Origin of the sequence: Psychromicrobium silvestre (assembly GCF_013408295.1) — a bacterium.
GTDB lineage: Bacteria > Actinomycetota > Actinomycetes > Actinomycetales > Micrococcaceae > Renibacterium > Renibacterium silvestre.
On the sequence record NZ_JACBYQ010000002.1, the window covers coordinates 1,233,591 to 1,260,243 of the forward strand.

The window sequence follows — 26,653 nt, forward strand, 5'->3', positions numbered from 1 at the left end:
CCCGGCCGCGATTCTAGTGGGTGAACACCGCGAGCATAATCGCGATGAAATGGCAGGTGAAGCCGACCACGGTGAATGCGTGGAAAAACTCGTGGAAGCCAAAATGAGCCTTAGAGAAATTCGGGCGCTTGATGCCGTAGAACACCGCTCCGGCAATGTAGAAGGCGCCGCCCACGCAGATCAGCACCGAGGCAGGGACCGAGGCGGCGAAGAAATCGGGGAAGAAGAATACTGCGGCCAGGCCAAGGACACAGTAGATCGGCACATAGAGCCAGCGTGGTGCCCCCACCCATAAAACTCGGAAGGCAACTCCGGCAACGGCGCCACCCCAGATCAGCCAGAGGAGTAGCGCTGCCTTGGGTTGAGGGAGCAGTAAGGCCGCCAACGGCGTGTAGGTTCCGGCGATGACTAGCACGATGTTCGTGTGGTCGAGCCGCTTCAGTACAGCCTTGACGCCGGGTGTCCAGTTGCCTCGATGATAGAGCGCGCTAATCCCAAATAGAAGCATGCCGGTAAAAGCATATATAGCCGAAGTGATTTTAGCTATGGTTGTTGGTGCCACGCAGATCAGCACGATTCCGGCAGCAATTGCCACTGGGGTGGCGACCAGGTGAATCCAACCTCGCCAGCTGGGCTTGCTCTCCAGAGCCCCAGGACTCTGCGTTACGGCCGCCTCCGGGAGGCCGTCTATTGCCTTGGATGTGGGGCGAGCCATGCTCCAATGGTAGCCCACGGCAGCCCCGCCCTAAGGTAAGTTACTCATTGGTAATCCCTGAGAATCCGCGTGTGGACAAACTCTCTCGTCGGTTCCGGGTAACCTATGGAGAGATCAAACAGCTCGAACAGCTCAACCGGGCTCTGGGCTGGAAGGGGGTGCGGAACGGTGACTAGGCGAAGGCCGCATCCGTTATATGGGCTCTATGAACGTCGGCTGGCAAGGTCGCTGCGCGGGCAGCGGATACCGGAACACATCGCGATGACGGTCGATGGCAATCGACGCTGGGCCAAGCAGCTCAATGCCTCGGTGGGGCATGGGCACCAGGTAGGTGCCGAGAAGATCCATGACTTCCTGGGCTGGTGCCAAGAGTTCGGTGTGCAGGTGGTCACCCTGTACATGCTCTCCACCGAAAACGTGAATCGCTCCAAGGAGGAGCTCGATGAGCTTTTGGTGATCATCGCCACCATGATGGACCGGCTCGATTCGGACGACACGATTAGCGTCAGCGCAATGGGCGCACCCGAGTTGCTGCCCGACTATCTGGCCGAACGGCTGATTCGACTTACCCAGCGCAAGCCCGCCAAGGAAAAATTACATGTCAACCTGGCGGTGGGTTACGGCGGCCGGAGGGAAATCGTCGACGCCGTACGCGAACTGCTGCGCGACGCCGTCGCCCAGCACCAAGACATGGCAGAACTAGCCGAGACCCTCGACGTCGAGGACATCTCCCGATTCCTCTACACTCGTGGCCAGCGTGACCCCGATCTGGTGATTCGCACCTCCGGTGAGCAGCGGCTCTCCGGCTTCCTGCTCTGGCAGAGTGCCTATAGCGAAATGTACTTCTGCGAAGTGCTGTGGCCAGCCTTCCGTAAGGTCGATTTCCTCCGCGCACTGCGTGACTACGCCGGACGGCACCGACGCTACGGCTCCTGAATCCGCTAGGCGTGGAGAGTTCACACTGAGTTAACCCGACACGCCGCCGCTTGCTCCTTCCAGTGCTTGCGCGCAGGCGTAGATTTTGTCTTATCGGCACCCACCCGGGCGTCGATCGGGAAGGCCAGCGGAACCGTGAGATTCTTCGCATCACCCAGGCGAGAGCGGCCTCGCGCCGTGCCTTTGGCTGACCCGCCGCACCTTAGGAAACCGGGTTGCGGCCCGGGGTCTGGAGTCTCGTGGCACTAACAAATAATCCAACTGTCGTGGCCTCTTCCGCCCAGCGCGGCTCGACGAAATCCAAGCAGGACAAAAAGACCGGTAAAGCGCAGAACGCTGCCGGTCTTTCGCGTTCTTATGTGCTGGATACCTCGGTCCTGCTCTCCGATCCGCGGGCGATTATGCGCTTTGCTGAGCATGAGGTGATTTTGCCGATTGTGGTGATCAGCGAACTCGAAGCGAAGCGGCATGATCCGGAGCTTGGCTACTTCGCCCGGAAAGCCTTGCGGCTTTTGGACGATCTTCGCGTTGAGCATGGTGGTTTAAACAAGGCGATCCCACTCGGGGAAGAGGGCGGATCGCTGCGAGTTGAACTCAATCACATCTCCACCGAGGTGCTTCCGGCGGGGTTCCGCAGCGGCGATAACGATGCCCGGATCTTGGCAGTAGCGAAAAATCTGGCTAATGAGGGCTTCAACGTCACCGTGGTATCCAAGGACTTGCCAATGCGGGTCAAGGCTTCGGCGATGGGATTGCAGGCCGAGGAATACCGTAATGAGTTAGTCCAGGACTCCGGCTGGACCGGCGTAGCCGAGGTCGATGTGGTGGATGAGGAGATCGGGGCGCTCTATAACCATGAGCCGGTTTTCGTTCCGGCGGCCGCCGAACTGCCCACTAATACCGGGCTGGTCCTGCTCTCTAACCGCGGTTCAGCGCTAGGCCGAGTAGGCGCAGATAAGCAGGTCCGCTTGGTCAAGGGGAACCGAGATGTCTTTGGCCTGCATGGACGTTCCGCGGAGCAGCGGCTCGCCATCGATCTGTTGATGGATCCGGAAGTGGGCATCGTTTCACTGGGTGGCCGGGCGGGTACCGGCAAGTCGGCACTTGCTCTGTGCGCTGGGCTGGAGGCGGTGCTGGAGCGCCGTGAACACCGCAAGGTAATGGTCTTTCGGCCGCTCTACGCCGTGGGCGGCCAGGAGCTTGGTTTCTTACCGGGTTCGGAGAGCGAGAAGATGAATCCCTGGGCACAGGCGGTCTTCGACACCCTGGGCGCGCTGGTCTCTCAAGAGGTGGTGGAGGAAGTGATGGATCGCGGCATGCTGGAGGTACTGCCACTGACGCACATCCGCGGTCGCTCACTGCACGACGCCTTTGTCATTGTCGATGAAGCCCAGTCCTTGGAGAAGAACGTTTTATTGACGGTGATGAGCCGGATCGGGCAGAACTCCAAAATCGTACTCACTCACGATGTGGCTCAGCGGGATAACTTGCGCGTTGGTCGACACGACGGGATTGCCGCCGTCGTCGAAACCCTCAAAGGACATCCGCTCTTCGGCCACGTGACACTGAGTCGTTCCGAGCGTTCGCCGATTGCCGCCCTTGTGACAGAGCTTCTGGAGGGTGCCGAAATCTGAGTGTGCCTAGAAATCTGGGCGCACTCAGCGGTGATCACTGCGCCTGGGGGAGTTCCCACTCGATGTGCTGGCGGACATCGGTCAACATGGAGGATTCCTGGGTGAACAAATCATCCAACATATACTCGTCCACCGCCAGGATGCTGAGCCAATGGCCCTGCCCCGCAGTGGGGCCATCCATCGACTGACTTGCCACACAAACACCGGTACCGGTGTCGATCCGCACCGCGGTCTGGCCCGGGAAGAGAATCGGCGAGCCCGGATACCGGGGCTGGTAGCTCGGGTTGGGACTGAGTACCGTTTCCAAGGCTTCCCGCCCCTCATGCTCAACAAGAGTGAGCTCTCCGGGATCGGCAACATTGGCGAAGGGGAATTCAATCGGTACCGGAGCATTGCCAGCAAGTTCAACCGGATCGAGCCAGGCGGAAAACCGCCCGGCCGCAGCGGGGTCTAGCCCGTAGCCGGGTTCGCCATAGGCTGCCTCCGGCCTGCGGCGTACCAAACCGTCGCTTTGATAGCCGGGGGTGACTAAATGCGGAGGGAGCAGCCAGGGCTTACGCGATCCGGAGGTGAAGAGCGAGTCTTTCGAGTCATTGATTCCGGCGGTGCTGTGCAGCACGGTGCCGTCGAGGGATTCGATCCGCAGGGCCAGCGGGCGGCGTAACCATCCCTTCACGGCCGGGGTGTCCACGGCTTCCGGCAGGTAGCGCAGTTGGAAGCGCAAACTGCGCCATTTCCACGGCGAAGATCGGCATAAGGCGCGGAAACCATCGGCCTGGAGGTCCATATCCACAGTCTACGCTCGCGCTCTGTTGGGGCAGTGAACAATCCAGTAACATCCGATCCATGATTTCTCGCCTTGCCGCGCTAGCGCAGCAGCAATGGCCAGGGTTCCTCGTGCTCGCGGTGGCATGCACCGGACTTTTGGTGGTGTCGCTATGGCTGAGCGTGATCGATCTGCGAAGCCGTTTGCTACCCAACCGGATCGTTTACCCTTCGGTGCTGATCGCCGTCGTGCTGCTGGAACTGGTTGCCCTGATCTCGGGGGACGGGGAGGCTGTGCTGCGGGTTCCACTGGCGGCCATGGTGCTCAGCGCGGCTTATCTACTGCTCAGGCTTCTTTCCCCGCAAGGGATGGGCTGGGGAGACGTGAAGCTGGCTTTGCTGCTGGGATCCTATTTGGGGTTGCTGGGCTGGCTGGAGCTGTTGTATTCGGTGCTGGCAACTTTCCTATTGGGCGGTTCCTACGCTCTGTACTTAGTGCTTAGTCACCGTGGTAATCGAAAGTCAGGTATCGCCTTCGGCCCGTTCATGTTCGCGGGGACTTTTGCGGCCTTGATGCTTCCGGTTTAAAAACAAGCGCCCTTGTGGACGAGGGAACTCATCCACAAGAGCGCTTGCTGGTGCTGTGGCTTAGCGCCGGGCATCCTCTAGCTTGGGATTGCCGTCGTCCCCGGGATCCTCCGTAGCGGAAGAGCGGTTGGAACTCACGGAACCGGCTGTTGTGCCTTTACCCTTCTGCTCCTCTAGCTCCGCCTCTAAACGCTCGGCCTCTTCTCCGGCGATTGCTTCACCACGAGCCACCATGCCTGAGGTGTCAGAGAGCGGGATCTGCTTGAGGGTTATCGCCAGGATGAGTGCAATGGCGATGAACGGCACCAGGTACCAGAACACCGGAGCCAGCGAGTCAGCGTAGGCGTTCACGATCGAATCCCGCACCCCGTCCGGCAACTGGGAGAGCTTCTGCGGGTCCAGGGTGGCAGCGGCCTGCGAGGCATTCGCGGCACCGCCGGGCAGCCCAGCGAAGACATTCGTCAGCGACTCGTTCAAGCGACTGGTGAAGATGGTGCCGAAGACGGCCACACCGAGCGAAGCGCCAACTTCACGGAAATAGTTATTGGTGCTGGTGGCGGTACCGATCTGAGTGGGCGGAACCGCATTCTGCACCACCATCACGATGACCTGCATGATGAAGCCCAGGCCTGCGCCGAAGATGAATAGCTGGACGCAGATTAGCCAGAGTGGGGTATCTGCGGTCAGCGTGGTCATCCAGAGCATGGCCACGATGGTCAAAATGGTGCCGATAATCGGGTAGATCTTGTACTTGCCACTCCTGCTGATCGCGATACCGGAGTAGATCGAGGTACCGAACAAGCCTGCCATCATCGGCAGCATCAGCAAGCCGGAACCGGCAGCCGAGGCGCCGGAGGACATCTGCAGGAAGGTGGGGATGAAGGCCAGTGCTGAGAACATGCCCAGGCCTAGCGTGAAGCCAATGGCGGTGGCATTGACGAAAATCCGGTTCTTGAACAGGCTGAGCGGGATCACCGGGTCTTCGGCCTTGCGCTCCACCAGTACGAAGAGTACGGCGGCGATGACCAGGCCAGCGCCCCAAGCCCAGGTGCCCCAGCCACCCCAGCCATAGAGAGTCTCGCCGGAAGCATTCTTCTTACCGCCAAAGTCGGTGAAGAAGATCAGGCAGGTGGTGGCAATGGAGAGCAGCGCGACGCCGAGCACATCAATGCGTTTCTCGGCCTTCTTGCTGGGCAAGCGAAGCGCGAAGATGGCGATCAAGAAGGCAGCAATGCCGACCGGGATATTGATGTAGAAAGCCCATTCCCAGGTCAGGTGATCGACGAAGAAACCGCCCAGCAGCGGACCGGCCACAGCGGAGAGGCCAAAGATGCCACCGAGTGGGCCCATGTACTTGCCGCGCTCATTGGCGGGCACAATATCGGCGATGATCGCCTGCGAGAGGATCATCAAACCGCCACCGCCCAAGCCCTGGAGGGCGCGGAAGACTACGAACATCCAAAAGTCGGAGGCAAAGGCACAGCCAACCGAAGCCAGGGTGAAGAGTGCGATGGCGATCAAGAAGAGGTTTCGACGCCCCAAAACATCACCAAACTTGCCGTAGATCGGCATCACGATGGTGGTGGCTAGCAGGTAAGCGGTGGTAATCCAGGCTTGGTTCTCCACGCCGCCGAGCTTACCGACGATGGTGGGTAGCTCGGTGGAGACAATCGTCTGGTCGAGGCTGGAAAGTAGCATTCCGGCGATCAGAGCCGCGAAAATGGTCCAGATTCTTCGTTTAGTCAGAAGAAACGGTTGTGTTGCACTGAGTGTGCTCATAGCGATCCTTTATTCTCTAGCTGGGAATTTTCTATTAGGTTTTTGGCTGCGTGCAGATAACGATGCATGATCTGGGTTGCCTCTTCGTCGCCATTCGCCGGATTTGCACGGAAGGACTCTTCGGTAGCCTTGTGCATGATTGCTCCGACTAGCGTCACAGCCATCTGAATCCGAGGATCATCGGCATTCGCGTTCTCTCGCTTGGCGACCAACTCCAGGATTTGTCGTTCACGCTTTTCGAAGCTCTCCCGGGCCTTGAGCAGGAACTGGGGTTCGCTCAAGATCACCTGGTGCAGTTGTCGATGCTGCTCCAGAGTCTCCGGGCTGCGATTGGTCGTGCTGATAATCATCTGTAGTAGATCCTCAAGCAGAGTCGGGGTGAGTGCCCCCTGGGTTGCTGAGGTGTTTTTGCCGGGAGCAATAAATTCTGCTTGCAGATCCTCGGGGAAATCTAGGCCGTCCCAGCCGAGGACGGCGTCTTCCTTGCTTCCGAAGTAGTTGAATAACGTCCTTCGGGAGACCCCGACTCGCTCACAGAGTTGCTCCAAGGTGAAGCCATTGAAGCCGTGTTCCAGGGTTAGTTCGCGGGCAGTGGCGACAATAGCCGCACGAGTCGCTTGTTTTTTGCGCTCGCGGAGGCTCGGTTCGTTGACTTTCAACTCGTCGGGCGAGATTATTGCACTATCAATCACGAAGTATACTTTTGCACTATTTCTCTGAGAGTGCAAAAAAACCGGCGGTGATTTGCATCACCGCCGGTCGGAGGCGTTTCCGCCTTAGTTTCAGTTGCTTCGACTACTGCGGAGGACGGGTCATGGAGAGCACATCAAGTGCCTTGTCTAGCTGCTCCTCGGTCAGTTCGCCGCGCTCTACGAAGCCCAGCGCCACAACAGCTTCACGAACTGTGAGGCCCTCAGCAACGGCTTTTTTGGCAATCTTGGCCGCATTCTCATAGCCGATGAACTTATTCAGCGGGGTCACGATAGAAGGCGAAGCCTCGGCCAGGAAGCGAGCCCGCTCCACATTGGCCGTGATGCCGTCGATCATCTTATCGGCCATCACCTTCGCGGTGTTTCTCAGCAAGCGGATCGACTGCAGCAGGTTCGCGGCCATCACCGGGATGCCGACATTGAGCTCAAAGGCACCGTTAGTGGAGGAGAGCGCAATCGTAGTGTCATTTCCAATCACCTGAGCGCAGACCATGATCGAGGCCTCACAGATCACCGGGTTCACCTTGCCCGGCATGATCGAGGAGCCGGGCTGTAGGTCGGGGATAGCAATTTCGCCCAGGCCGGTGTTCGGGCCCGAGCCGAGCCAGCGCAGATCGTTATTGATCTTCATCAGCGAGTAAGCGATATTGCGAAGCTGCCCGGAAGCCTCAATCAAGCCGTCACGGTTCGCCTGAGCTTCGAAGTGATCGCGGGCCTCGGTCAGTGGCAGCCCGGTGTCCTGTGCGAGCAAGGAAATGACCCGTTGTGGGAAACCCGCAGGAGTGTTGATGCCGGTGCCCACCGCGGTGCCACCGAGCGGAACCTCGGCCACCCGGGGGAGTGAGGACTGGATTCTTTCGACGCCGTAGCGCACCTGGGCCGCATAACCACCGAATTCTTGCCCCAGGGTGACCGGGGTGGCATCCATGAGGTGGGTGCGGCCGGACTTCACGACAGTCTTGAATTCCTCGGCCTTGCGCCCCAGCGAGGCGGCAAGGTACTCAAGGGCGGGGATCAGGTCATTGCTAAGTGCAGAGGTTGCCGCGACATGAACCGAGGTGGGGAACACATCATTAGAGGACTGTGAAGCATTCACATGGTCATTGGGGTGAACCGTGGTCTCGCTGCCTGCTGCCTTGAGGGCGCGGTTGGCCAGTTCTGCGATGACCTCATTGGTGTTCATGTTAGAGGAGGTTCCGGAACCGGTCTGGAAGACATCAATCGGGAAGTCGCCGTCGTACTTACCGGAAGCTACCTCATCGGCAGCCGACTCAATCGCCTGGGCACGCTCGGCGTCGAGCACTCCCAGTTCAGCATTTGCGGTAGCTGCTGCCTTCTTGATCCGCGCCAGAGCCTCAATGTGGGTGCGCTCCAGGGTGTTACCGGAGATCGGGAAGTTCTCCACAGCGCGTTGTGTCTGCGCTCCGTAAAGGGCGTTGACCGGAACCCGGACCTCGCCCATCGTGTCGTGTTCAATCCGGAATTCTGCGTTGGAAAGGGCGCCAGTCTCAGTCATGGCTCAAGAATATCTTTGTCCCGGCGAACTCCGGAAATCCGAAAGCCCGCTGGCGGCTCAGATGGAGCCGAGGCTGCTGACCAGCTCCGCACGGCCCTCATTCAAGCGGTAAGCCAATCCGACGACGGCGACCTGCTGCTTTTCCACTGCCTCGGCTACCACGCGTGAGGTCTCCACGAGCCTGGCGGAGGTCTGCTTGATGTGCTCCACCATGTAGTCATTGACCCCTTGGCCGCCATCCCGCCGAGATGCGAGCACAGACGGAGTGATTCGCTCCACCAGGTTGCGCAGATAGCCGCGCGGCATTTCACCGGTATCCACGGCTTCCTTGGTTGCCGTGATGGCGCCACAGTTATCGTGACCGAGCACCACGATGAGTGGCACTCCCAGGGCGGCCACACTGTATTCAATGGAGCCAAGGACAGCTAGATCTATGACCTGCCCCGCGGTACGCACCACAAAGGCGTCTCCCAGGCCCAGATCGAAGATGATCTCCGCGGCCAACCGCGAATCGGAACAGCCGAAGATCACCGCAAAGGGATTCTGCTGCCTAACCAGGGACTCCCGGTGAGAGGAATCCTGATTGGGATGCTGCGAGGTGCCGTTGATGAAGCGTTCGTTTCCGGCGCGCAGCCGCAACCAGGCTTGCTCGGGAGTCAGACCGCTCATCGGACGTTACCGTTCGCCTGCACCACGGCCAGGGCCAGGGCATCGAGGTCACTCAGCGGTACCGCGGTGTTATTGAACTCGCCGCGTAGCACCACGGTGCTGGCCGTGGACTTGAGGATCAGCGAGGTGGAGGTTCCCGGCTTATCCCGCAGCTCCCACTGCGTGCTGGACTCGGGCCGGGTTCCGGTCACCGGAGCGTTATCGGTTCGGCCGGCCAGCCAGGTGGGGTTCGGCTGGGCGGTCTGGGTCAGTGAAATGAATTGCTGGGCCGCGGTGACATAACCAACTTCCCAGAAGGCGACGCCGTCGCTTCCCGCCGGATTCCAGCGCGCATAGTTCACCGACCAGTTCGCAGGCAGTGCAGGAGCGAGTGGTTGGAAACCGGCGACCCCCTTCGCGTCGGTAGCCGCCGCGCTGACATCAACTTCCGGGCGGTAACCCTGGTCTTTGGGCTTTGCAGTAAAAAACGCCAGGGGCAGTGCGAGCACGAGGCAGACCAAAACGGCGATCAGCATGCCGATCACCGAAGCATTTGCCCGCTTTGCCGCCGAAGCCTGCAGCAAAACCGGGGAGGCGCCGTCGTAGGGTGCAGCCTCGACTGGCTTAGCCGGGTCGGCAGAACCTTCCGATTCTGCCGCGGTGGTGCGCTCGGGTGCCTCATTCATACCTCTATGATCGCGCACTCTGGCCGTCGAACACCATTTGAGGCGTCCATCACAATACTTCGCCGCGAGTTCTCGGTGCCGCCAAGCCAAACTATGCTTGAAGGGAACACGACCGCTCAATGATGAGGAACTACCGTGACAACTCCCGCAGGCCTTCCTGAAGAAGCCCGATACTCCACCCTCTCTTCTGCGCTCGCCGTGGGCGATGACGAGCCGGACCGCAACTTGGCCCTTGAACTTGTTCGGGTCACCGAGGCTGCGGCAATCGCAGGCGGACACTGGGTGGGTTTCGGCGACAAGAACAAAGCCGACGGCGCTGCGGTAGACGCTATGCGCTCCTTCCTCCAAACCGTGCATTTCAACGGCGTGGTGGTGATTGGCGAGGGCGAGAAAGACGAAGCCCCGATGCTCTTCAACGGTGAGCGAGTGGGTGACGGCACCGGCCCCGAGGTGGACGTTGCCGTGGATCCGATCGACGGAACCCGGCTGACGGCGTTGGGCATTAATAATGCGTTGGCGGTGCTGGCGGTGGCGGAACGCGGCACCATGTTCGATCCCTCCGCGGTGTTCTACATGGAAAAGCTGGTGACCGGCCCGGAAGCGGCCGATATGGTCGATTTGCGACTGCCGGTCAAACAGAACCTGCACCTGATTGCCAAGGCTAAGGGCGTCAAGGTCAATCAGCTCAACGTGATGATCCTGGACCGGGATCGGCACAAACCCTTGGTGGAGGAAATCCGGAATGCCGGGGCGCGTACCCGGTTCATCATGGACGGTGACGTGGCCGGCGCTATTGCGGCTGCTCGCTCCGGAACCGGCGTGGATGCCCTAATGGGCATCGGTGGCACCCCGGAGGGGATCGTCGCGGCCTGTGCCATCAAGGCTCTGGGCGGTGTGATCCAGGGGCGCCTGTGGCCCACCTCCGATGAGGAGAAGCAAAAGGCGCTCGACGCCGGTCACGACCTGGACAGAGTGCTCTCCACTAACGATCTAGTCACCAGCGATAACTGCTATTTTGCTGCCACCGGCATTACCGATGGAGATCTGCTCCGCGGCGTGCGCTATTCCAAGGACCGGGTGAAGACCGAATCGATCGTGATGCGCTCGAAATCCGGGACCGTACGGTTTGTTGAGGCCGAGCACCACGCGAACAAATGGGAGTCCTACGCGCGGCGGTAGACCCCCCGAAGTTCGCGAGAGAGGCATTGCCCCTAGGTATCGTTTTGATATCGGTTTTCGGCGGAAGCCGACGCTCAACACTAGGGAGTGATGAGCGTCGGAGCATTAGTCCTGATGAGCTCAGCTGGCTCTTTCTTCCGAGGCGGAAGAGGCAACTTCTGGGCTCCGTGAGATTTGAGATAGATATTCGCGCGATCACAACAGGTGATTCCAGAATCTAATATCACGTAGGTGACACTTTGCTCTCGGTAATTACCCCGGAATCTCTGACCCAATACTCGGATTTTTCCCGGTCAGCACTGCTATAAGCATGGGCTAGGATCAGAGGCAGTCGCCGCGTTATTGAGATTGGAGTGGTTTGGAACCGTCCCTCTTGAAGTCCTGTCTAGATGAGATATCGGACCGCTTCGCGCCGCGGCAAGCCGTTTCAAGCTTGAGGGTAGAGTTTTGCCCGGCGTTATCTGCTGTGGCCAAGGAACTTTTTGGGCTTGCTTCCCCAAGCGATCACGATCTCAACAACCTCGTCTCCTTCGCTGCTAAATACTATGAAGGGTCAGCCAACTCGCGGGATGAGAGCGCTTATGTTCGAGCCGGACTGGCCTTTCTTTTTTGCCGGTATGTACCAGATGATCGCGATTACTCACTGATCCGGCAGGGCAGCCCCACAGTGGCTAAGAATCACACCGAAACCAAACGGGTCAGGGATACCTGGGCTTTTATGATCTATAAGCGCACCCTGTTGTTCGATCCAGAACAGAGCTATACGGCAAAACCAGGGCAGACCTTACGCCCCACCTTCCGGGATGCTTTGCTCGAGGCTATTCGCTATGCCTTTGGTATGTGGACCACCTTCCAGGGGATGGCTTTGGAGCTGAGGCAAGCCCAGCGAGCGAGCCGCCTCTTGGTAGGTCCCGGTGAGGCAGCCGAGCAAGCGGCGATCCGCAGTGGATTGATCGACGCATCTGAATATGTTTCGGAGACGATTCCAGACGGGACCTTGCTACCACTGAACACGACTTTCACGAAGAGCTGGACACTCAAGAACGTCGGTGAAGTCCCCTGGATTGGTAGATCGCTCAAAAGGTTGACACCGGACACGGCGCTGTACCCCACGTCGGAGTCAATGGTGCCGGTACCCCGGACCTTGCCCGGTGAACTGGTGGTTATCTCCGTTGAGGTCACCACCAGAAATGTTCCCGGGTTTACCGAAGTCAGGTTCAAGATGGTCGATGCTCAGGGGAATCTCTGCTGGCCGGATGAGTACCCCTACGGGGCCACCTTGGCGATTGAGACGAGGAACTTGGTGTGGGCTCATCGAGAACCGGGTAACCGACATCGTCCCTGGCAGGAATGAGTCTTATTGAATTTATTTAAGAGCTAGTTTGAGAGAAATGCGGGGATCGGATGGATTCATTACTTGCGGTGACTTGTACTGAGGAGGTCGCCCGACGATTCGCCCCTAAACAACCGGACCCTAGCCTTTCACCCGAGAATTGTCCGGCGCTGTCGAAGCTATCGCTTGAGGTCTTCGACAAGGATGTAGTTGAGACGTCAGACCTGAATAAATTGATCCTGCTGATGGCAGAGCGCTATCAAGAGTCACTCGAATCCAGGGATGAGCGTGCCCGGGTTCGCGGCGGATTGGCATATTTGCTCTGCTTACAGCCCAAGGAGCACGACAGGTTCCTGATACAACGCGGAAATCCGAATCTCAAAAACTTTCGGGTAGAGACGAAGCAGGTCCGGGATACTTGGGCTTTTATGAACTACAAGCGCACCCTTTCCCCACAGGGGGAGACTAGTTATAGTTCCAAGTCTGGTCAGATCCACCGGGCGTCTTTCCAAGCTGCACTATCGAGGGCAGTGAGGTTCTGTTGTGAGAATTGGCAAGATTTCCGTGCATCGCAAGCAGCTGATAACCGCGAAAGTGTGAACCCTCCCGGATCGGAAGTTCAACGGAATGAGTCTGGGAGTGACGTAGCAGAGTTGGTCTCCGAGACCATTCCGGACGGCACGATCTTCCCCTTTGGCTCCACCTTTACCAAAACCTGGACCTTACGGAATTCGGGTAACGTGCCGTGGAACAATAGGCAGTTAAAGCGGATGACCCCGAATTCGGCGACCTATCCTTACTCACCAGATTTCGTGGCCGTGCCTCACACCCTTCCCGGCGAGGCAACGATGATCTCCGTAGATATCACGGTGACGCGGTATCCAAGTCTTGCTCAGGTGCGGTTCAAAATGGTCGATGAGCATGGCCACTTGTGTTGGCCGTATCTGAATCCCCTGGGACTAACTGTCATTGTAGAATCCCGCGGGCTGAGCCTGGACATCCAGGGGCTGAAAGCGGCAAAGACCACAGCGGCACCTCAGCAACCCACCCAAAGGATTGCCGAGGCCCCGCGCCGAACTGGAATTATGGGCGGTTAGGCCGGTTAGGGTTAATGGATGACTTCGACTTCTTCGCTGAATACTGAGCTATGCCCGGATCGTGCCCGTTGGGATGCCGCGGTCAATGCTCAGTTGGGTCACCCTATGCAGCTCTGGGGCTGGGGGCAGTCCAAGGCCCAGCATGGCTGGAGAGCAGAACGCCTGCTAGTTCGCGAGGGGGATACCCTGATCGGTTCGGCTCAAGTGCTCTACCGGGCCCTTCCTTTCCCCTTCCGTTCGCTGGCTTATATTCCGCGGGGACCACAAGCTGAGGTGGGTAAACTCGCCGTCGTGCTTGCCGAAGTTGAGCGTTCGGTGCGTCGGCATCATGCCGTTGTGCTGACCGCAGAACCCGATTGGGAGGCCGCTGAGCAAAGAACTGCGGCATTACAAACCGAAGGTTGGCGAACTGCTGCCACCCAGATTCTGATTCCACGCACGCTCATCTTGGATCTTCGGCGCAGCGAGGACGAACTACTTGCCGAGATGACCAAGAAGACCCGGCAATACATTCGTAAGTCCGGGCGCGAGGAGTTGGATTTCCGCTTGGTTGAGCGGACGGAACTGCAACAATGTCTTGAGGTCTACAAACTCACCGCGCAGCGTGCGGGCTTTAGCATTCATCAAGACAGCTACTACCTAGATATTTTCGACAACCTAGGTACCCAGTCTCCCGTCTTTGGCGCTTTTCAAGGGGAAACCGTGGTGGCTTTCCTCTGGCTCGCCCACAGCGATACCACGGCCTTCGAACTCTACGGCGGGATGACCGAGGAAGGCTCACAGCTACGCGCAAACTATGCACTCAAATGGGCGGCGATCACAGCAATGAAGGAGCTCGGGGTGACTCGCTATGACTTCAACGGCTTGCTGAACGATGGGGTTTCGCAGTTCAAGTTCGGATTCGCCAGCCATGAAGACCTACTGGCTGGCAGCTGGGATAAGCCGCTCTCGCCGCTCTACAGCCTGTACGCCAAGGCGTTGCCAATGGCTAGGAAGGGCATCCGCAAAGTGCGCGGACTGCTCAAACGCTGAGGCCCAAGCCCGTGGTCACCGCGAAGGCGGTGCATCCTTCGATCGAATGCAACATCACCGGGGCTTCCGTGGCCGGAATGAAGGCGCTCTCACCTCGCTCAAGCTCAAGGTCGCCGCGTGGCGAGTCCAGCAGTGCTTTGCCGCTGACTAGCAATACCAGCAGGGCACCGTTTTGGGCGAGCGGGACGGGGGAACCATTTGGCCCCAACTCAACGCGCTGCAACTGGAATTCGGTGAAGCCTGGCACATAAAGTTCTTGGCCCAGCGCACTCACCGAAGCCTGGACCATCGGTACCGGCAATTCCTGGAAATCAACGGTTTTGAGTAGTTCCGGAACATCGATGAACTTGGAGGTGAGTCCACCGCGAAGCACATTATCGGAGCTAGCCATCACCTCGATCCCTAGTCCCTGCAGATAGGCGTGTACATTGCCGGCCTGCATCGCAAAGCATTCGCCCGGCTCCAAATGCACCCGATTCATCAAAAGCGAGATGAGGGCGCCTGGATCTCCTGGGAAATCCGAGTCCAGGCTCAGCACGGTCTCTAGCTCGGTCTGGAAGGGAGCCAACTCGGTTCCGGAGTGCAGTAACTCGGCGACGGAGTTGACCGCGGATCTCACTTCTTGCCCGCCGCTAATCAATCGTTCGAAGGCGTTTCGGAGGGCTATCGCGCTGTCTTTACTGCGTAAATCCTCGATTACCCAATGCAAGATGGCCGGGGGCTCGATGCCCGCGCCCCGGAAGCCGCGCTCAAGCTGCTCAAAGATCTCCGCCGACTGGCTGACCGGGCGGAACCCGCACAGCGCCTCGAAAGGGCTCAGTGCAAAGATCATCTCCGGCTTGTGGTTATCGTCCTTGTAATTGCGGTACTCCGCATTCCGCGGTACTCCGGCTTCCTCCGCAGCTCGGAATCCGGCCGCAGCTTGAGCCAAATGAGGATGTACCTGCAAGGAGAGCGCCTGGGAGGCTGCCAACACCTTCATCAGGAACGGCAGACGGTCTCCAAAAGCCGCCCGAGAAGCTTCACCTAAGGCCGCGGAGGGGTGGGCAGAGATCAGCTGCTCCAAGGAATCGGAGGATTCCGCTCCGTCTGCCAGCAGCAGCGTCGAGGACGCATCGGGGTGAGCGCCGATCCACAACTCGGCCTCCGGCCCACCCGAAGCCTGACGTCCTAGCAACTCGGCTATTGCGGTGTGGGAGCCCCAAGCGTAGGGGCGCAGCACATTGCTCAACTTGTACATCTGGTTCCTTAGCCTTGAAAAACCCTGCATAGCCCTGAATTGACGCCGGATTCGGTTACGAGTCTAGCCCGGGGTGCACTTGCCATTATTGGCCAGCAAACTGGTCAATTCGGTGGTATTGCCGTTCACCGCGAGTTGCTGGAGGTAGTCCTTGGTAACGGCAGGGGCTTGACTCTGCGAGGACTGTTGTTGCGTCTGCGCGGCTGGGGCGGGAGCCTTAGCGGGGGTGCTGCCCTGGGCAGGCTTGGCAGCGGAGCTCGTCGTCGCCTTGCTGGTGGCCGGTGCTGTCTTGTCCGCAATCAGATCTTTGACCTTTTGATGAAGCACCGTGAAATCGGGGGAGACCGGGAAACTGGAATCAAAGTCTGGCGGTCCAACGGTCAGTCGAGCCAAGGGATAACTCTTTGCCTTAATGGCCAAGTCGAGGAAGCTACCGAGCTGTTGTTGCGGCAGATCGGATTCAATCACCTTGGCACCGGCATTGGCGATAGCGTCGAATTTGGTGAGTACGGTGGCTGGATCCATTTGCTTCAGAATGGCGGCTTGAATACATTGCTGCCGCTGGCTGCGGGCATAGTCGGTGACCCACTCGCGGGATCTGGCGTACCAGAGTGCTTGCTGGCCGTTCAGAGTTTGTTCTCCGGGCGCGATCCAGCCCTCCGGCGGCAGATGCCCGCCGTCTGCGGTGGCCGCACCGCTGATCGGCACCCAGCCACCGGCATTGATCTTCACGCCGCCAAGAGCATCGACGAGTTGCGAAAAACCGCCCATATCGATCAGCACATAGCCCTGGATGGTTAGGCCCAGGGTACCCCCGGCAGCGTCCATCATGGCTTGCGCCCCCGGGTCTTGTTTGCCCGGGTACAGATCGGCGTACTTATCGGTTACCTCGGTATAGAGGAAGTTGATAATGCAATTGTCACCGCAGTTATAACCATCGGGATAGATCTTCCGCATCGGCGAATCCGCACTGAACTGGGCATTCTCCAGATTCCTGGGGATCGAGATGGTCACCGTTTTACCGGTGTTCGCGTCAATGCTCAGCACGATAATGCTGTCCGGGCGCCGTCCCGAGCGATCTGCCCCGGCATCGCCGCCCATCACCAGAAAGTTGTAACGACCATCGACGGGAGTCATATCCGGACCATTGGCACCGAAGATATTACCGATCGCATTGCGTCCCGAGTTGATCAGCCAGGCGGTGTACCCCAGGCCTCCGGAAGTCACCACCATGAGTACGACGACGGCGGCCGGGATCACCGCGCGCAGGCCCGGAGCGAGTAGCACGGGCCGAATAATCCGCAGCGTGTCAATGAAGATAAACGCCCAGCCAACTGCGAGCACGATCAGCGCACCGATGAGCAAAAGCGAAATCAGCTGATTGGTCAGCAGATTGAGGAACTGTCCACGATTGATCAGGAAGAAGAGTAAGGCCAGGATTAGCAAGGCCCACACCGTGAAGGTGACTCGGAGCGCAATCCGACCAAGCCGCCGGTTTCCGGCTACCGTTTGGACCGAGCCGGGGATGAAGAGGCTCATGATGAGCAGTAATACTGCGCGTTTGGTGCGCATTGGTGCATTGGCGGACTGTGGGTACCGAACCGGATTGGTCAGCACCGGGGGCCGGTTAGAAGCCTTGGTGGTATCAGCGGAAGAGAAACTCATAGGCTGCCTTCCGGTAGGCCGGAGGCTGTGTCGGGGAAGGCTTCGCTGGCCTTCGTGCGCAGCAACGCGCCCTTGGCGCTGGCTTGCCGATTCAAATTCTGGGCAAACTCCCGAAGAGACTGGCGTAGCCTGCTGGCCAACTGATCGTCTGCCGAAGCTAGGATGCGGGCCGCCAGTAGTCCGGCATTGCGTGCGCCGCCGATAGATACGGTGGCGACCGGCACACCGGCGGGCATCTGGACGATGGAGAGCAAGGAATCCATGCCGTCCAAGGTCTTCAGCGGCACCGGTACCCCGATCACGGGTAATTCGGTGACCGAGGCGAGCATACCGGGGAGGTGAGCGGCGCCGCCGGCCCCGGCGATCAACACCCGCAAGCCCCGTTCCGCAGCTTTCCGGCCGTAGTCGATCATCTCCAGGGGCATCCGGTGTGCGGAGACCACATCGGCTTCAAAATCGATGCCGAACTCGTCCAGGGCTTCGGCGGCTGCTTGCATTACCGGCCAATCTGAATCCGAGCCCATCACCAACCCGACCAGGGGTTTTCCTTGGCTCATGAGAGCTCCTCTTTCAACGTGGTTTGCGCGGGCGTTTGCTCGGTATTCTCGGTTCCGCCGTCCCGGATCAGCCGAGCCGCTCGGCTGGCGCGCTCGCGCACCGATTCCAAGGATTCCTCGGCTGTGGCCAGGGCGTTGACATGTCCGATCTTGCGACCGGGGCGAACGGACTTGCCGTAGACGTGGATTTTGACCCCGGGTTCGGCTGCCAGCGCGGCCGGATAGGCGGCGTAGAGATCCTCGTTCGCGCCGCCCAGGATGTTCTTCATCACGGTGCGGGCCAGAACGCGGGGGTCGCCAAGCGGCAGGTCTGCAACGGCTCGTAAATGCTGCTCGAATTGGCCGGTCAAGGCACCGTCCATGCTCCAGTGCCCGGAGTTATGCGGGCGCATCGCAAGCTCGTTAATCAGGAAACCCTCACCGAGCCCCGGGGTTTCAAAGAGCTCCACCGCCATCGTTCCGGTGACTCCGAGTTCTTCCGCGATCCGCAGCGCGGCCCGTTGCGCGGCCGTGGCAACCTCGGGAGCCAAGTCCGGTGCCGGGGCAATCACTTCGTCACAGACGCCATCGACCTGATTGGACTGGACAACCGCCCAAGCCTTTGCCTCACCGCTGGGGGTTCTAGCCACTAGGGCGGAGAGCTCTCGGCTGAAATCAACCTTTGCCTCCACCAAAAGCGGTGTCATGGCGTCGAACCACTCCGCAGCTGCCTCCGCTTCCCCGGTCGAGGCAAGTACCTTCACGCCTTTTCCGTCGTAGCCACCACGTGGCGTTTTCAACACCACCGGCCACCCGTTTTGATCCGCGAAGCGGACGATCTCCGTCACCGAGCTGACTGCGACCCAGGAGGGATTAGGTAAGCCGAGTCGATCGATGGCCGCGCGCATCACCAGCTTGTCCTGGGCGTGCTGCAGAGCCGCGGGGCGCGGCTGCACATTGACGCCCTCGGCGATCAAGGTGCGCAGGTGCTCACTGGGCACGTGCTCGTGGTCGAAAGTCAGCACATCCACCTGACGGCTAAAAGCCCGCAAGGTATCTAGATCCCGGTAATCCCCAACCGGTGCCGTCCGAACCGCCGCCACCGCCGAAACCTCCGGGCTTTCGGCCAGAACCCTTAGTTCAAGACCCAATTCGACGGCTACGGGTGCCATCATTCGCGCCAACTGGCCGCCGCCCACCACACCGATCACTGGAAAAGTCACAAGATCAAGAGTACCGATTGAGCCTGAGCATCGGCCTTCCCGGCGTGGCGAACGGTTAATCTATGCACAATTCACAGTGCCAAAGGGGGGTTGCAGCGAGCGAAGATGCACCCTGCCCGATGAAAACCGAGTAAAATGGGCGCTTGGTCGAAGTTCGGGACCGCCAGCATGAATATCGAGATCATGCACCGGAGCGAGTCCCTGGAGGGTCATGATTCAAACAGTGTTCCAGCGCGTACAAGGCCTGGTCGCCCTGCTGTGGCGAGAGGTTGCCAAGTTCGGCGTAGTAGGCGGTCTGGGCTGGGTGATCGACAACGGTCTTTTCACCTTGCTCTGGCACGGACCGATGTCCGACAGTACGCTCAAGGCCCGGGTGATCTCCTCCAGCGTGGCTATTCTGTTCTCTTGGTTCGCCAATCGGTACTGGACCTTCCGGCATCGCCGCGGCGATAAGCCGTGGCGGGAATTCTTCCTTTTCATCGTGATGAGCCTGATAGGCATGGGCATCGCGGTGGGCTGCCAATACATTTCCCGATATGTACTGGGATTTGAGACTTACGCAGCTGATTTCATTTCCGGCGGTGTGATCGGGCTGATCCTAGGCACTATCTTCCGCTTCCTGACCTATCGTTTCTTCGTCTTCACCGAAGAGCTCGATGCCGAGCCGGAGTTCGCTCATGACCACGAACTGGTCGAGGCTAAGGACGGTCATCGTGAGGCAGTGCGCGACTGAGAAAGGCCGTCCGGGACCGAAGCCTTGAGCTGTTTCAGCGCCCCTCGTGCAGTTCGGCCCGTTCGCTGGACAGAAGCTGTTCGGTGATTAAAGTGTCGTCCTCAAACAGCACTACCGAACCGCCGGAGGACCAGGAAGCCAGCGCGGCCAGAAGGACATCCTCTAGCCCGCGCTGTGCGCTCAGTGCCACCCTACTGCCCTCAGGGTAGCGTTCCGCGAGCTTAGATAGCTCTCGATGCTTCAGGCTACCTCCGCCATGTTGTTTGCCGTTTAGGCGCAAGGCTGCCGCGTCGTCGTCGAGCTCCTCGAAACGATCAAAACTGTCCGCGAAGCTGCGCACCTCGGCTGCATAGTCGCTGGCTTGTGCACTCAGCTCACCATCCCAGCGCAGAGCAAGGGCTCCGAGAGCGACGGCGATGACCGGGCCTGGGTGGGTGGACAGTGGACCAGGCTCCGAGCTTGCTAATAATTCCTTGCTGTTATGAGTAGCTTCATCGCCTGAGAGGGCGGATGCGGCGCCGCCACAGGACAGGGCGGCCAGGGCTAGACAGAGCGATTTCCAATGAGCAGGCAAGGCTAGGTCCAATGTGTGGCCTGGACCGAAGTCGAATTCTTCGCTCAGAAAATTGGCTGTTTTAGCCACCCAGTTGTCCAGGACTTTGCCGGAAAGCTCCACTCGTTCGCCGCCAAGACCGTACCAGGTGAGGCGCGGTGAGCCGGGGGAGGAGCGGCGAAATTCGCTGAGTAGACGGTCAATGCTGTGCATCGGCTGGGTATCCTTCTTCGCGGTGGTCAGTACTATTTCGATATTCAAAACTTCGTGGTGGAGCCAACACGCCGGAGAGTCTGGGAAAATCCCGGGCGTGGCGTAGCCGAGAATTGTCTCGGAAGATGGCTAAAATTCCGGCCTTGCACTTGACGGACATCGTATTACACCGTTGTAATTAGAGGACGAAAGCCGCGGCAGAGCAACCTGTAACAGCGAATCAAACAATGCAAGACCAAAGCAATACAGCTGCGGCATGACCAGGAGGACCAGCATGGGGCAAGCGGAGCGTAGTGAATTCACTCCGGACGGGCGGGCCGAAGACTTCGACGACGAATCGGCGATTGCGGCGCAAGCCGCCTCGGTTTATCGTTCTCGCGGCATTCCTAGTGACTGGTATGTCGATCCCGCTGATCCGCAGGCCGCCGAACGCTATCAGGCCACTCAAAAGGAATCCCTTGAAGACGCCGCCACCGCTTTCCTAGCTGCGCACGAAGAACTGGACAGCAATCCAGCGCAGTATCCCGGAGTGGAACCAGAGCTCGACCTGAGCCATGCCGCCCCGCACTCGGTCAGCCAGGCGATCTGGATCGGCCTACCCGGTGTCTCGGTGGGAGATCCTGCCGATGAAGGCGAACTTGGTTGGCAAGCCGATGCGCTGTGCGCGCAGACGGACCCCGAAGCTTTCTTTCCCGAGAAGGGTGGCTCCACCCGCGATGCCAAGAAGGTCTGCGGCTCCTGCAATGTGCGCAGTCAATGCCTTGAATATGCACTTTCTAACGACGAGCGGTTTGGTATTTGGGGCGGTCTATCCGAACGCGAACGTCGCCGGTTACGGAAGCGAGCAGTCTGATTTCCGAAGCTATCCGCGTCACAGCCGTTGTGGTCTCCCACAACGGCTCTGCGTATTTACCGAGAGTTCTCAAAGCCATCCAGGCGCAAAGCAGAGCCGTTGACCGGCTGATCGCCGTGGACTCCGGTTCCTCGGATCAATCGGCGGCGATCCTCAAAGAAGCACTGGGTGGGGCAAATGTTGTCCAACTAGGTGGTCGGAACACCGAGAGCCGGGCCGGTTTTGGCGCGGCGGTGCGTACCGGACTTGCCGAGTTGGCGAAGGTAGGCGAATCCCCGGAAACGGAGTTTCTCTGGCTGCTTCACGATGACTCGGCACCCGCTCCGCAAGCTCTCGGCGAACTGCTCCGAGCGGTTGAGCGTGCCCCATCGGTGACCATCGCAGGTTGTAAACAACTGGACTGGGACGACGAGCGCAGCCTGATCGACGTTGGCCTGAGCACCTCGCGCTGGGGCGAGCGGCTCACCATGATTGAGCTCGACGAACAGGACCAGGGCCAATACGACGGACGCACCGATATGTTCGCCGTCAACTCCGCCGGCATGCTGGTGCGCCGAGACGTCTGGCAACAACTGGGCGGCTTTGATCCGGCGCTGCCGGGTACCGGGGACGACGTCGATCTGTGCTGGCGGAACCGCCTGGCAGGGCACCGGGTGGTGGTGGTTCCGAGCGCCCGGATGTCCCATTTGCGCGACCGTCCGGGCAGCCTCAATACCGCCCAAGTTGCCCGAAAAGCCGAGGTCCATCTGCGACTCAAGCACGCTAGCTGGTGGCAGCTTCCGTTCTTCTGGATTGGCGCGCTACTAGGCGGCTTCTGGCAATTGTTGGCCGGGATTCTGTTTAAAGATCCCGGACACGGCCTTCGACAGCTGCTGGCTACCGTTGCCGCATTGTTTAGACCCGGCGCTGTTTTTAGAGGGCGATCGGCCGCGAACCGCAGCCGGCGGGTATCCCGAAAGGTCATTCGAGGCCTCCAGGTGAGCGGCCCCGATGTACGTAGCTATCGCAGGGCGTTACTGGAATCGCTCACCGAAACCGGTCAAGATGCCGAGGACGAGCCGCTGGATTCTGCCGAATACGTGCCCAGTGGCGATGCCCAAGATGATTTTGCCGCGCTGAGCAGCTCCCGCCGACTGTGGGTTGGCAGCGGTGCCGTTCTCGCCGTCGTGCTACTTGGCCTGGTATCCGTGGTGGCGCTTTTCAGGTTCATCGGTGCCGAGGCGCTGACCGGAGGAGCCCTGTTGCCGCTCTCCAGCAAGCTGTCCGATATTTGGCAGCATGCAACGAGCTGGTGGGTGGGGCTGGGTGCCGGCTGGCCCGGGCACGGTGAGCCCTTCGACCTGGTTCTTTGGGTGCTGGGAGTTCTCGGCTTGGGCAATGGCTCTGCTGCGGTGACCTGGCTGGTCTTGCTGGCCCTTCCGCTGGCCGGTCTGGGTGCCTGGTTCTGTGCCGGGGCTCTGAGTAAGAGTCGCTGGCCGCGCTTGCTGGCCGCCCTGATCTGGGCTGGCGCTCCGGTCCTGCTGATCTCGTTGGGCCAGGGGCGGCTCGGCACTCTGATCGCGCATCTAATGATCCCTTGGGTTTTCCTGGGGTTCATTCGGGCCATGGGAGCCGCACACCGACGTAGCGCCGCGGATCCCGCAAGCACCGCAGCTTTGCCTATCGGTAAACCGGGTGCCAATAATACGGCCGTTCGGGTGTCCTGGACGGCCACCGCGGCCGCTGGCCTTGGTCTCGCCGTGCTTACCGCGAGTGCACCGATCCTACTGCCCTTCGCCGTCGTGATGGTGATTTTCTTGATGGTGTTCGGCGGCCGACGCGCCCGTACCCTGTGGTGGACATTGCTGCCCAGCTTGGTACTTTTCGGACCTTTTGTCGCTTCGGTGCTGGACCGTCCGCGTGCGCTGCTGGCCGATCCCGGCCTGCCGCTGGCCTTCAATAACGCGCCTAGTTGGCAGCAGCTACTGGGCCAACCGATCTTGCTGGGAAGTGACGCAACCGTAGCCGGTGCATCTTGGCTGCCTAGCGGATTTCCTTGGGCTTGGTTGGCAGCACTGCTGATCGGGGCACCGCTTGTGCTGCTGGCTCTGGCCGCCCTGGTCTGGCCAAAGCGTAGGCCTGCCACCGTGCGGGTGCTCTGGCTAGTGGCCGTACTGGCGATCGTTCTGGGATACGCCGTAAGCATGATTGGCACTGCTCTGGGAGCCAATGACTTGGTTACCCCCTTCAGTGGCCCCGCTGTTTCGGTGCTGGTATTCGCGTTACTCGGTGCCGCCATGATCGGCCTCGACGGCGTGCAGAGCTGGCGTTCGGCGGGTAGTAGCGAAGGCAAGGGGCGCGGGCTTCCCCGTACCGTTGCCGGGGTGCTCACGGTGCTATTGCTGATCTCTCCCGTGCTCAGCTTGAGTATGTGGCTCTCCCAAAATCTGAGCGGCGGCACCGCGGTTCAGACAGCTGCCGATCGCAGCCTCCCAGCTACCGCGACAGACCGTGGCCTTGGCCAGGACCAGAGCCGCACCTTGGTGATCACGGTCGGCTCGGAGGGGCAATTCTCTGCCAGCTTGATGCGCGGCGGCGGGACCACACTCGATGCGCTGTCCAGCATCGCAGAGTCCCAAGGCATCAGCGGCTTGCCCGGCGCAGAGAGCATTAGCTCTGGTGATTCCGTTGACGCGCAGCTACGCAGCGCGGTCGCTGCCATCGTGGCGGGTACCGGTGTCAATCCGCTGCCCCAGCTAAACGGCCTCGGAGTAGGGTTCGTTGTGCTCCGTCAAGGAGATACCTCAGCCGAGCTACTGGCTAGCCAAATCGATGCGGTGCCCGGACTGGCCACTGTGGGGCCGACCGATCAGGGCTGGCTCTGGCGGGTGACTCCGGAGGTGAAGACCAACGATTCCGTGGCGAACGCCTCGGATACCGTCGGCCGAGTACGGATCGAGGATGGAAAGGGTGCCACGGTTGGTTACCTTCCCTCCGAACTGGAAAGCGTCGGCACCCAGCTTTCGACCGGGCAAGATGGACGCTTGCTGGTGCTCGCCGAACGCGCCGATCCAGGTTGGACCGCCTGGCTCGATGGTCAGAAGCTCAACTCGGTGACTGGTCCATCGGGCTCAGAATGGGCTCAAGCATTTCAGCTCCCCGCTGGCGGAGGCCATTTGGAGGTGCGCTACCAACAGCCCTGGGCACCTTGGTGGATAGTGGCCCAGATAGTGGTGCTGGGCCTGACCGCACTGCTCGCTATCCCGATGCCCGCCGGTCGCGGCCGGATCAGTCGAGTCAGCCGAGCGCGGGGTGCTTCCGTAGCGCCGGAAAAACGAGTTGCCGCGAAAGTTACTGATTCCGGTGGTGCTGCTGAAAGTGATAGTTCCAATAGAGATGGTGACGGACAATAATGGCTGAATCCAAAACCCGAGCAGCGGCTAAGTCGCGAACTGTCTTTGGTGTGCTCAGCGGAACAGGTATCGCAGTTCTTGCCGGTGCTGTGGTGGCCGCGGGCAGCCTGTTCCCGGGTGCTGCAGCGGGTAAATCACTGGAGGCGCAGGCCGCTCAATTGCCCGCCGGCCAGACCATTGCCAACTGCGTTGGACCGGCGCAGTTACTGCAGGCCAGTGCAGATGGCACCGATCCGCAGTTCTCAGCCGCCTCTACCAGCGCAAAGAATGAGATCAGCGCGCTCGTGCTGAGTAACGATAAATCGGTACTGCCCAACAGCGTGTTGAGCTCGCTCAAGGCTGACTCCACGACCGCTCCGCTGGCCAAAATCTCCAGCCAGCCCAGCAGCGTTCCGAGCGCTACGCCAGGAGCAGCCCCGAGTTTGGGTAAGGCTGCCGCCCTGCAGGCCAAATCGACCAACAGCCCATCGGTACTGCGAGTGGACCCGGTCAATGACCAGCGCACGCCCGCCTCCGCCGTTCAGTTGTTCAGTGCGAGCGATGGTGATCTACGAGGATTGGCTGGGAGCAGTTGCCAGTCGCCTTCCAACGATGCCTGGCTGCTGGGCGCCAGCACCGAGGTGGGGCGGACCGCCGTCTTAAACCTTTCGAATTCCTCCAGCACTCCTGCCACGGTGAACCTTGACCTTTACGGCTCAGCCGGGCAGATCCAGAATCCCGGGGCCAAGGGGCTGCTGGTGGCACCAGGAACCAACCGAGCCATTGTGCTGGCAGGCCTGGCTCCAGGCCAGAAGGAATTGGCGGTCCACCTGCGCTCCACCGGTGGCGCGGTCAGCGCAGTGATACAGCAATCGGTGTTGCGCGGACTGACTCCTGGGGGAGTGGAGAATCTTGGCACCGTGGCTGCCCCGAACCAGCATCAGGTGATTCCGGGTGTGCTGACCATGGCCCCAAGCCTGGCCAGCCAGATCTCTAGCCAGTCCGACTATGCCGACGCGCAGACCACCTTGCAGGTCGCCGTGCCGGGAGCGGCCGATACCGTCGTTCAGGTCAAGGTATACGGCCAGAGCGGTCCGGCAGCCTTGCCGAATGGTGGTGTCTTCACCGCCAAGGCTGGGGCCGTTTCCGAACTGGCACTGAGCGGATTACCGGCAGGAGCCTACACCGTTGAATTGTCTGCAGATGCGCAGATCACCGCTTCGGTGCGCAGCGTACGCGGCAGTAAGACGGGCGAACCGGTTGACCTGGCAAGCAGCGCCGCAGCCACGAAGCTGGCCGATAATCAACTGATCACCTTGCCCGCCGGAGTCGCTAGCAGACTGGTTTTCACGGCACCCAGCGGAAAAGCAAAGCTTTCGCTGACCCCGGTCCAACAAGATGGGACGCTGCAAGCAGCTAAGAGCTTGGATTTGAACGGTGGCACCACGGTGCTACTGGATCCGACTCAACTCGCTGGCGCGGGGGTGGTGGGATTTCTGGTCTCGGCAAGTGGAGACGCAGCCTACGGTTCGCAGTTGATCAATCAGAAGGGTGGCAACGGGCTGACAATGCTGGCCATCCCGCGGAGCGTGGTCAATCAGTCGAGCGTACCGATTTCCTTGGGGTACTGAGCTGGGCAGGGACTCTT

The 26,653-nt window shown here is 60.0% G+C and carries 23 protein-coding genes; 11 read left to right on the forward strand and 12 right to left on the reverse strand.

Annotated elements, in window-relative coordinates:
* Positions 1-13 precede the first annotated feature (13 nt).
* Entirely contained in the window at positions 14-715 is a 702-nt protein-coding gene (gene trhA / locus FHU41_RS13700) for a PAQR family membrane homeostasis protein TrhA (protein ID WP_179390173.1), read from the reverse strand.
* A gap of 168 nt (positions 716-883) precedes the next feature.
* Between trhA and FHU41_RS13705 the strand changes: the two genes are divergently transcribed.
* Together FHU41_RS13705 and phoH2 are read left to right on the forward strand one after the other, a co-directional pair.
* Positions 884-1,651 carry an isoprenyl transferase gene (locus FHU41_RS13705; protein WP_343046337.1) on the forward strand — a complete coding sequence of 256 codons (768 nt, stop codon included), beginning with the start codon at positions 884-886 and terminating at the stop codon, positions 1,649-1,651.
* A 359-nt stretch (positions 1,652-2,010) separates the two neighbouring features.
* Positions 2,011-3,285 carry an RNA 5'-3' helicase PhoH2 gene (gene phoH2, locus FHU41_RS13710; protein ID WP_179390472.1) on the forward strand — a complete coding sequence of 425 codons (1,275 nt, stop codon included), beginning with the start codon at positions 2,011-2,013 and terminating at the stop codon, positions 3,283-3,285.
* A gap of 34 nt (positions 3,286-3,319) precedes the next feature.
* Here phoH2 and FHU41_RS13715 read toward each other — a convergent pair whose 3' ends face one another.
* Positions 3,320-4,072: a hypothetical protein gene (locus tag FHU41_RS13715; RefSeq protein WP_179390175.1), complete on the reverse strand. Its 753-nt coding sequence runs from the start codon at positions 4,070-4,072 to the stop codon at positions 3,320-3,322.
* A gap of 59 nt (positions 4,073-4,131) precedes the next feature.
* On the opposite strand from FHU41_RS13715, the gene FHU41_RS13720 reads away from it, so the two are divergent.
* Entirely contained in the window at positions 4,132-4,638 is a 507-nt protein-coding gene (locus FHU41_RS13720) for a prepilin peptidase (RefSeq protein WP_179390176.1), read from the forward strand.
* A 60-nt stretch (positions 4,639-4,698) separates the two neighbouring features.
* Here the strand turns inward: FHU41_RS13720 and FHU41_RS13725 are convergent, their stop codons facing one another.
* From FHU41_RS13725 to FHU41_RS13745, 5 genes are all read right to left on the reverse strand, one after another.
* Positions 4,699-6,417 (reverse strand): MDR family MFS transporter, encoded by a 1,719-nt coding sequence (locus tag FHU41_RS13725; RefSeq protein WP_179390177.1) that lies wholly within the window; start codon positions 6,415-6,417, stop codon positions 4,699-4,701.
* A complete protein-coding gene (locus FHU41_RS13730; RefSeq protein WP_179390178.1) occupies positions 6,414-7,109 on the reverse strand; it encodes a TetR family transcriptional regulator in 696 nt (231 codons plus the stop codon). The genes FHU41_RS13725 and FHU41_RS13730 overlap by 4 nt, the downstream gene beginning before the upstream one ends.
* A 103-nt stretch (positions 7,110-7,212) precedes the next feature.
* Positions 7,213-8,643 (reverse strand): class II fumarate hydratase, encoded by a 1,431-nt coding sequence (locus FHU41_RS13735; protein ID WP_179390179.1) that lies wholly within the window; start codon positions 8,641-8,643, stop codon positions 7,213-7,215.
* 57 nt (positions 8,644-8,700) lie between these two features.
* Positions 8,701-9,312 carry a carbonic anhydrase gene (locus FHU41_RS13740; protein ID WP_179390180.1) on the reverse strand — a complete coding sequence of 204 codons (612 nt, stop codon included), beginning with the start codon at positions 9,310-9,312 and terminating at the stop codon, positions 8,701-8,703.
* On the reverse strand, positions 9,309-9,977 hold the full coding sequence (locus FHU41_RS13745) for a DUF4245 domain-containing protein (RefSeq protein ID WP_179390181.1): 669 nt from the start codon (positions 9,975-9,977) through the stop codon (positions 9,309-9,311). The genes FHU41_RS13740 and FHU41_RS13745 overlap by 4 nt, the downstream gene beginning before the upstream one ends.
* A gap of 135 nt (positions 9,978-10,112) precedes the next feature.
* Between FHU41_RS13745 and glpX the strand changes: the two genes are divergently transcribed.
* From glpX to FHU41_RS13765, 4 genes are all read left to right on the forward strand, one after another.
* Positions 10,113-11,156, forward strand: a complete 1,044-nt coding sequence (gene glpX, locus FHU41_RS13750) for a class II fructose-bisphosphatase (protein WP_179390182.1) — start codon at positions 10,113-10,115, stop codon at positions 11,154-11,156.
* Between the two features lie 667 nt (positions 11,157-11,823).
* Positions 11,824-12,510, forward strand: a complete 687-nt coding sequence (locus FHU41_RS13755; RefSeq protein ID WP_179390183.1) for an NBR1-Ig-like domain-containing protein — start codon at positions 11,824-11,826, stop codon at positions 12,508-12,510.
* A 575-nt stretch (positions 12,511-13,085) separates the two neighbouring features.
* Positions 13,086-13,586, forward strand: coding sequence for an NBR1-Ig-like domain-containing protein (locus FHU41_RS13760; protein ID WP_179390184.1), 501 nt, complete (start codon positions 13,086-13,088; stop codon positions 13,584-13,586).
* An 18-nt stretch (positions 13,587-13,604) separates the two neighbouring features.
* The gene (locus FHU41_RS13765) at positions 13,605-14,618 is read left to right on the forward strand and encodes a lipid II:glycine glycyltransferase FemX (RefSeq protein ID WP_179390185.1); all 1,014 of its coding nucleotides are present in this window, start codon (positions 13,605-13,607) and stop codon (positions 14,616-14,618) included.
* Here the strand turns inward: FHU41_RS13765 and manA are convergent.
* The 4 genes from manA to FHU41_RS13785 all read right to left on the reverse strand — a co-directional run bounded on the left by manA (position 14,608) and on the right by FHU41_RS13785 (position 19,282).
* Positions 14,608-15,858, reverse strand: coding sequence for a mannose-6-phosphate isomerase, class I (gene manA / locus FHU41_RS13770; protein ID WP_179390186.1), 1,251 nt, complete (start codon positions 15,856-15,858; stop codon positions 14,608-14,610). The two genes, FHU41_RS13765 and manA, sit on opposite strands and share 11 nt — an antisense overlap.
* A 63-nt stretch (positions 15,859-15,921) precedes the next feature.
* Positions 15,922-17,523: an LCP family protein gene (locus FHU41_RS13775; protein WP_179390187.1), complete on the reverse strand. Its 1,602-nt coding sequence runs from the start codon at positions 17,521-17,523 to the stop codon at positions 15,922-15,924.
* The gene (purE, locus tag FHU41_RS13780) at positions 17,520-18,080 is read right to left on the reverse strand and encodes a 5-(carboxyamino)imidazole ribonucleotide mutase (protein WP_179390188.1); all 561 of its coding nucleotides are present in this window, start codon (positions 18,078-18,080) and stop codon (positions 17,520-17,522) included. The genes FHU41_RS13775 and purE overlap by 4 nt, the downstream gene beginning before the upstream one ends.
* Positions 18,077-19,282 carry a 5-(carboxyamino)imidazole ribonucleotide synthase gene (locus FHU41_RS13785; protein WP_179390189.1) on the reverse strand — a complete coding sequence of 402 codons (1,206 nt, stop codon included), beginning with the start codon at positions 19,280-19,282 and terminating at the stop codon, positions 18,077-18,079. The genes purE and FHU41_RS13785 overlap by 4 nt, the downstream gene beginning before the upstream one ends.
* A gap of 211 nt (positions 19,283-19,493) precedes the next feature.
* Here FHU41_RS13785 and FHU41_RS13790 point away from each other — a divergent pair, with 211 nt between their 5' ends.
* On the forward strand, positions 19,494-20,015 hold the full coding sequence (locus FHU41_RS13790) for a GtrA family protein (RefSeq protein ID WP_179390190.1): 522 nt from the start codon (positions 19,494-19,496) through the stop codon (positions 20,013-20,015).
* Positions 20,016-20,049: 34 nt separating this feature from the next.
* On the opposite strand, the gene FHU41_RS13795 is transcribed toward FHU41_RS13790, so the two are convergent.
* Positions 20,050-20,829: a TIGR03089 family protein gene (locus FHU41_RS13795; RefSeq protein WP_246279620.1), complete on the reverse strand. Its 780-nt coding sequence runs from the start codon at positions 20,827-20,829 to the stop codon at positions 20,050-20,052.
* Positions 20,830-21,037: 208 nt separating this feature from the next.
* Between FHU41_RS13795 and FHU41_RS13800 the strand changes: the two genes are divergently transcribed.
* The 3 genes from FHU41_RS13800 to FHU41_RS13810 are packed head-to-tail and all read left to right on the forward strand — an operon-like array spanning position 21,038 to position 26,636.
* Positions 21,038-21,634 carry a WhiB family transcriptional regulator gene (locus FHU41_RS13800; RefSeq protein ID WP_425503312.1) on the forward strand — a complete coding sequence of 199 codons (597 nt, stop codon included), beginning with the start codon at positions 21,038-21,040 and terminating at the stop codon, positions 21,632-21,634.
* 29 nt (positions 21,635-21,663) lie between these two features.
* On the forward strand, positions 21,664-25,026 hold the full coding sequence (locus tag FHU41_RS13805; RefSeq protein WP_425503313.1) for a glycosyltransferase: 3,363 nt from the start codon (positions 21,664-21,666) through the stop codon (positions 25,024-25,026).
* Positions 25,026-26,636, forward strand: coding sequence for a DUF5719 family protein (locus FHU41_RS13810; protein WP_179390191.1), 1,611 nt, complete (start codon positions 25,026-25,028; stop codon positions 26,634-26,636). Before FHU41_RS13805 ends, FHU41_RS13810 begins: the two co-directional genes overlap by 1 nt.
* Positions 26,637-26,653 lie beyond the last annotated feature (17 nt).

Coding starts and splice junctions, on each gene's coding strand:
- trhA (WP_179390173.1), bottom strand. CDS start 715: ATGGCTCGCCCCACATCCAAGGCAATAGACGGCCTCCCGGAGGCGGCC.
- FHU41_RS13715 (WP_179390175.1), bottom strand. CDS start 4,072: ATGGACCTCCAGGCCGATGGTTTCCGCGCCTTATGCCGATCTTCGCCG.
- FHU41_RS13720 (WP_179390176.1), top strand. CDS start 4,132: ATGATTTCTCGCCTTGCCGCGCTAGCGCAGCAGCAATGGCCAGGGTTC.
- FHU41_RS13725 (WP_179390177.1), bottom strand. CDS start 6,417: ATGAGCACACTCAGTGCAACACAACCGTTTCTTCTGACTAAACGAAGA.
- FHU41_RS13735 (WP_179390179.1), bottom strand. CDS start 8,643: ATGACTGAGACTGGCGCCCTTTCCAACGCAGAATTCCGGATTGAACAC.
- FHU41_RS13740 (WP_179390180.1), bottom strand. CDS start 9,312: ATGAGCGGTCTGACTCCCGAGCAAGCCTGGTTGCGGCTGCGCGCCGGA.
- FHU41_RS13745 (WP_179390181.1), bottom strand. CDS start 9,977: ATGAATGAGGCACCCGAGCGCACCACCGCGGCAGAATCGGAAGGTTCT.
- FHU41_RS13765 (WP_179390185.1), top strand. CDS start 13,605: ATGACTTCGACTTCTTCGCTGAATACTGAGCTATGCCCGGATCGTGCC.
- manA (WP_179390186.1), bottom strand. CDS start 15,858: ATGTACAAGTTGAGCAATGTGCTGCGCCCCTACGCTTGGGGCTCCCAC.
- FHU41_RS13775 (WP_179390187.1), bottom strand. CDS start 17,523: ATGAGTTTCTCTTCCGCTGATACCACCAAGGCTTCTAACCGGCCCCCG.
- purE (WP_179390188.1), bottom strand. CDS start 18,080: ATGAGCCAAGGAAAACCCCTGGTCGGGTTGGTGATGGGCTCGGATTCA.
- FHU41_RS13790 (WP_179390190.1), top strand. CDS start 19,494: ATGATTCAAACAGTGTTCCAGCGCGTACAAGGCCTGGTCGCCCTGCTG.
- FHU41_RS13800 (WP_425503312.1), top strand. CDS start 21,038: ATGACCAGGAGGACCAGCATGGGGCAAGCGGAGCGTAGTGAATTCACT.
- FHU41_RS13810 (WP_179390191.1), top strand. CDS start 25,026: ATGGCTGAATCCAAAACCCGAGCAGCGGCTAAGTCGCGAACTGTCTTT.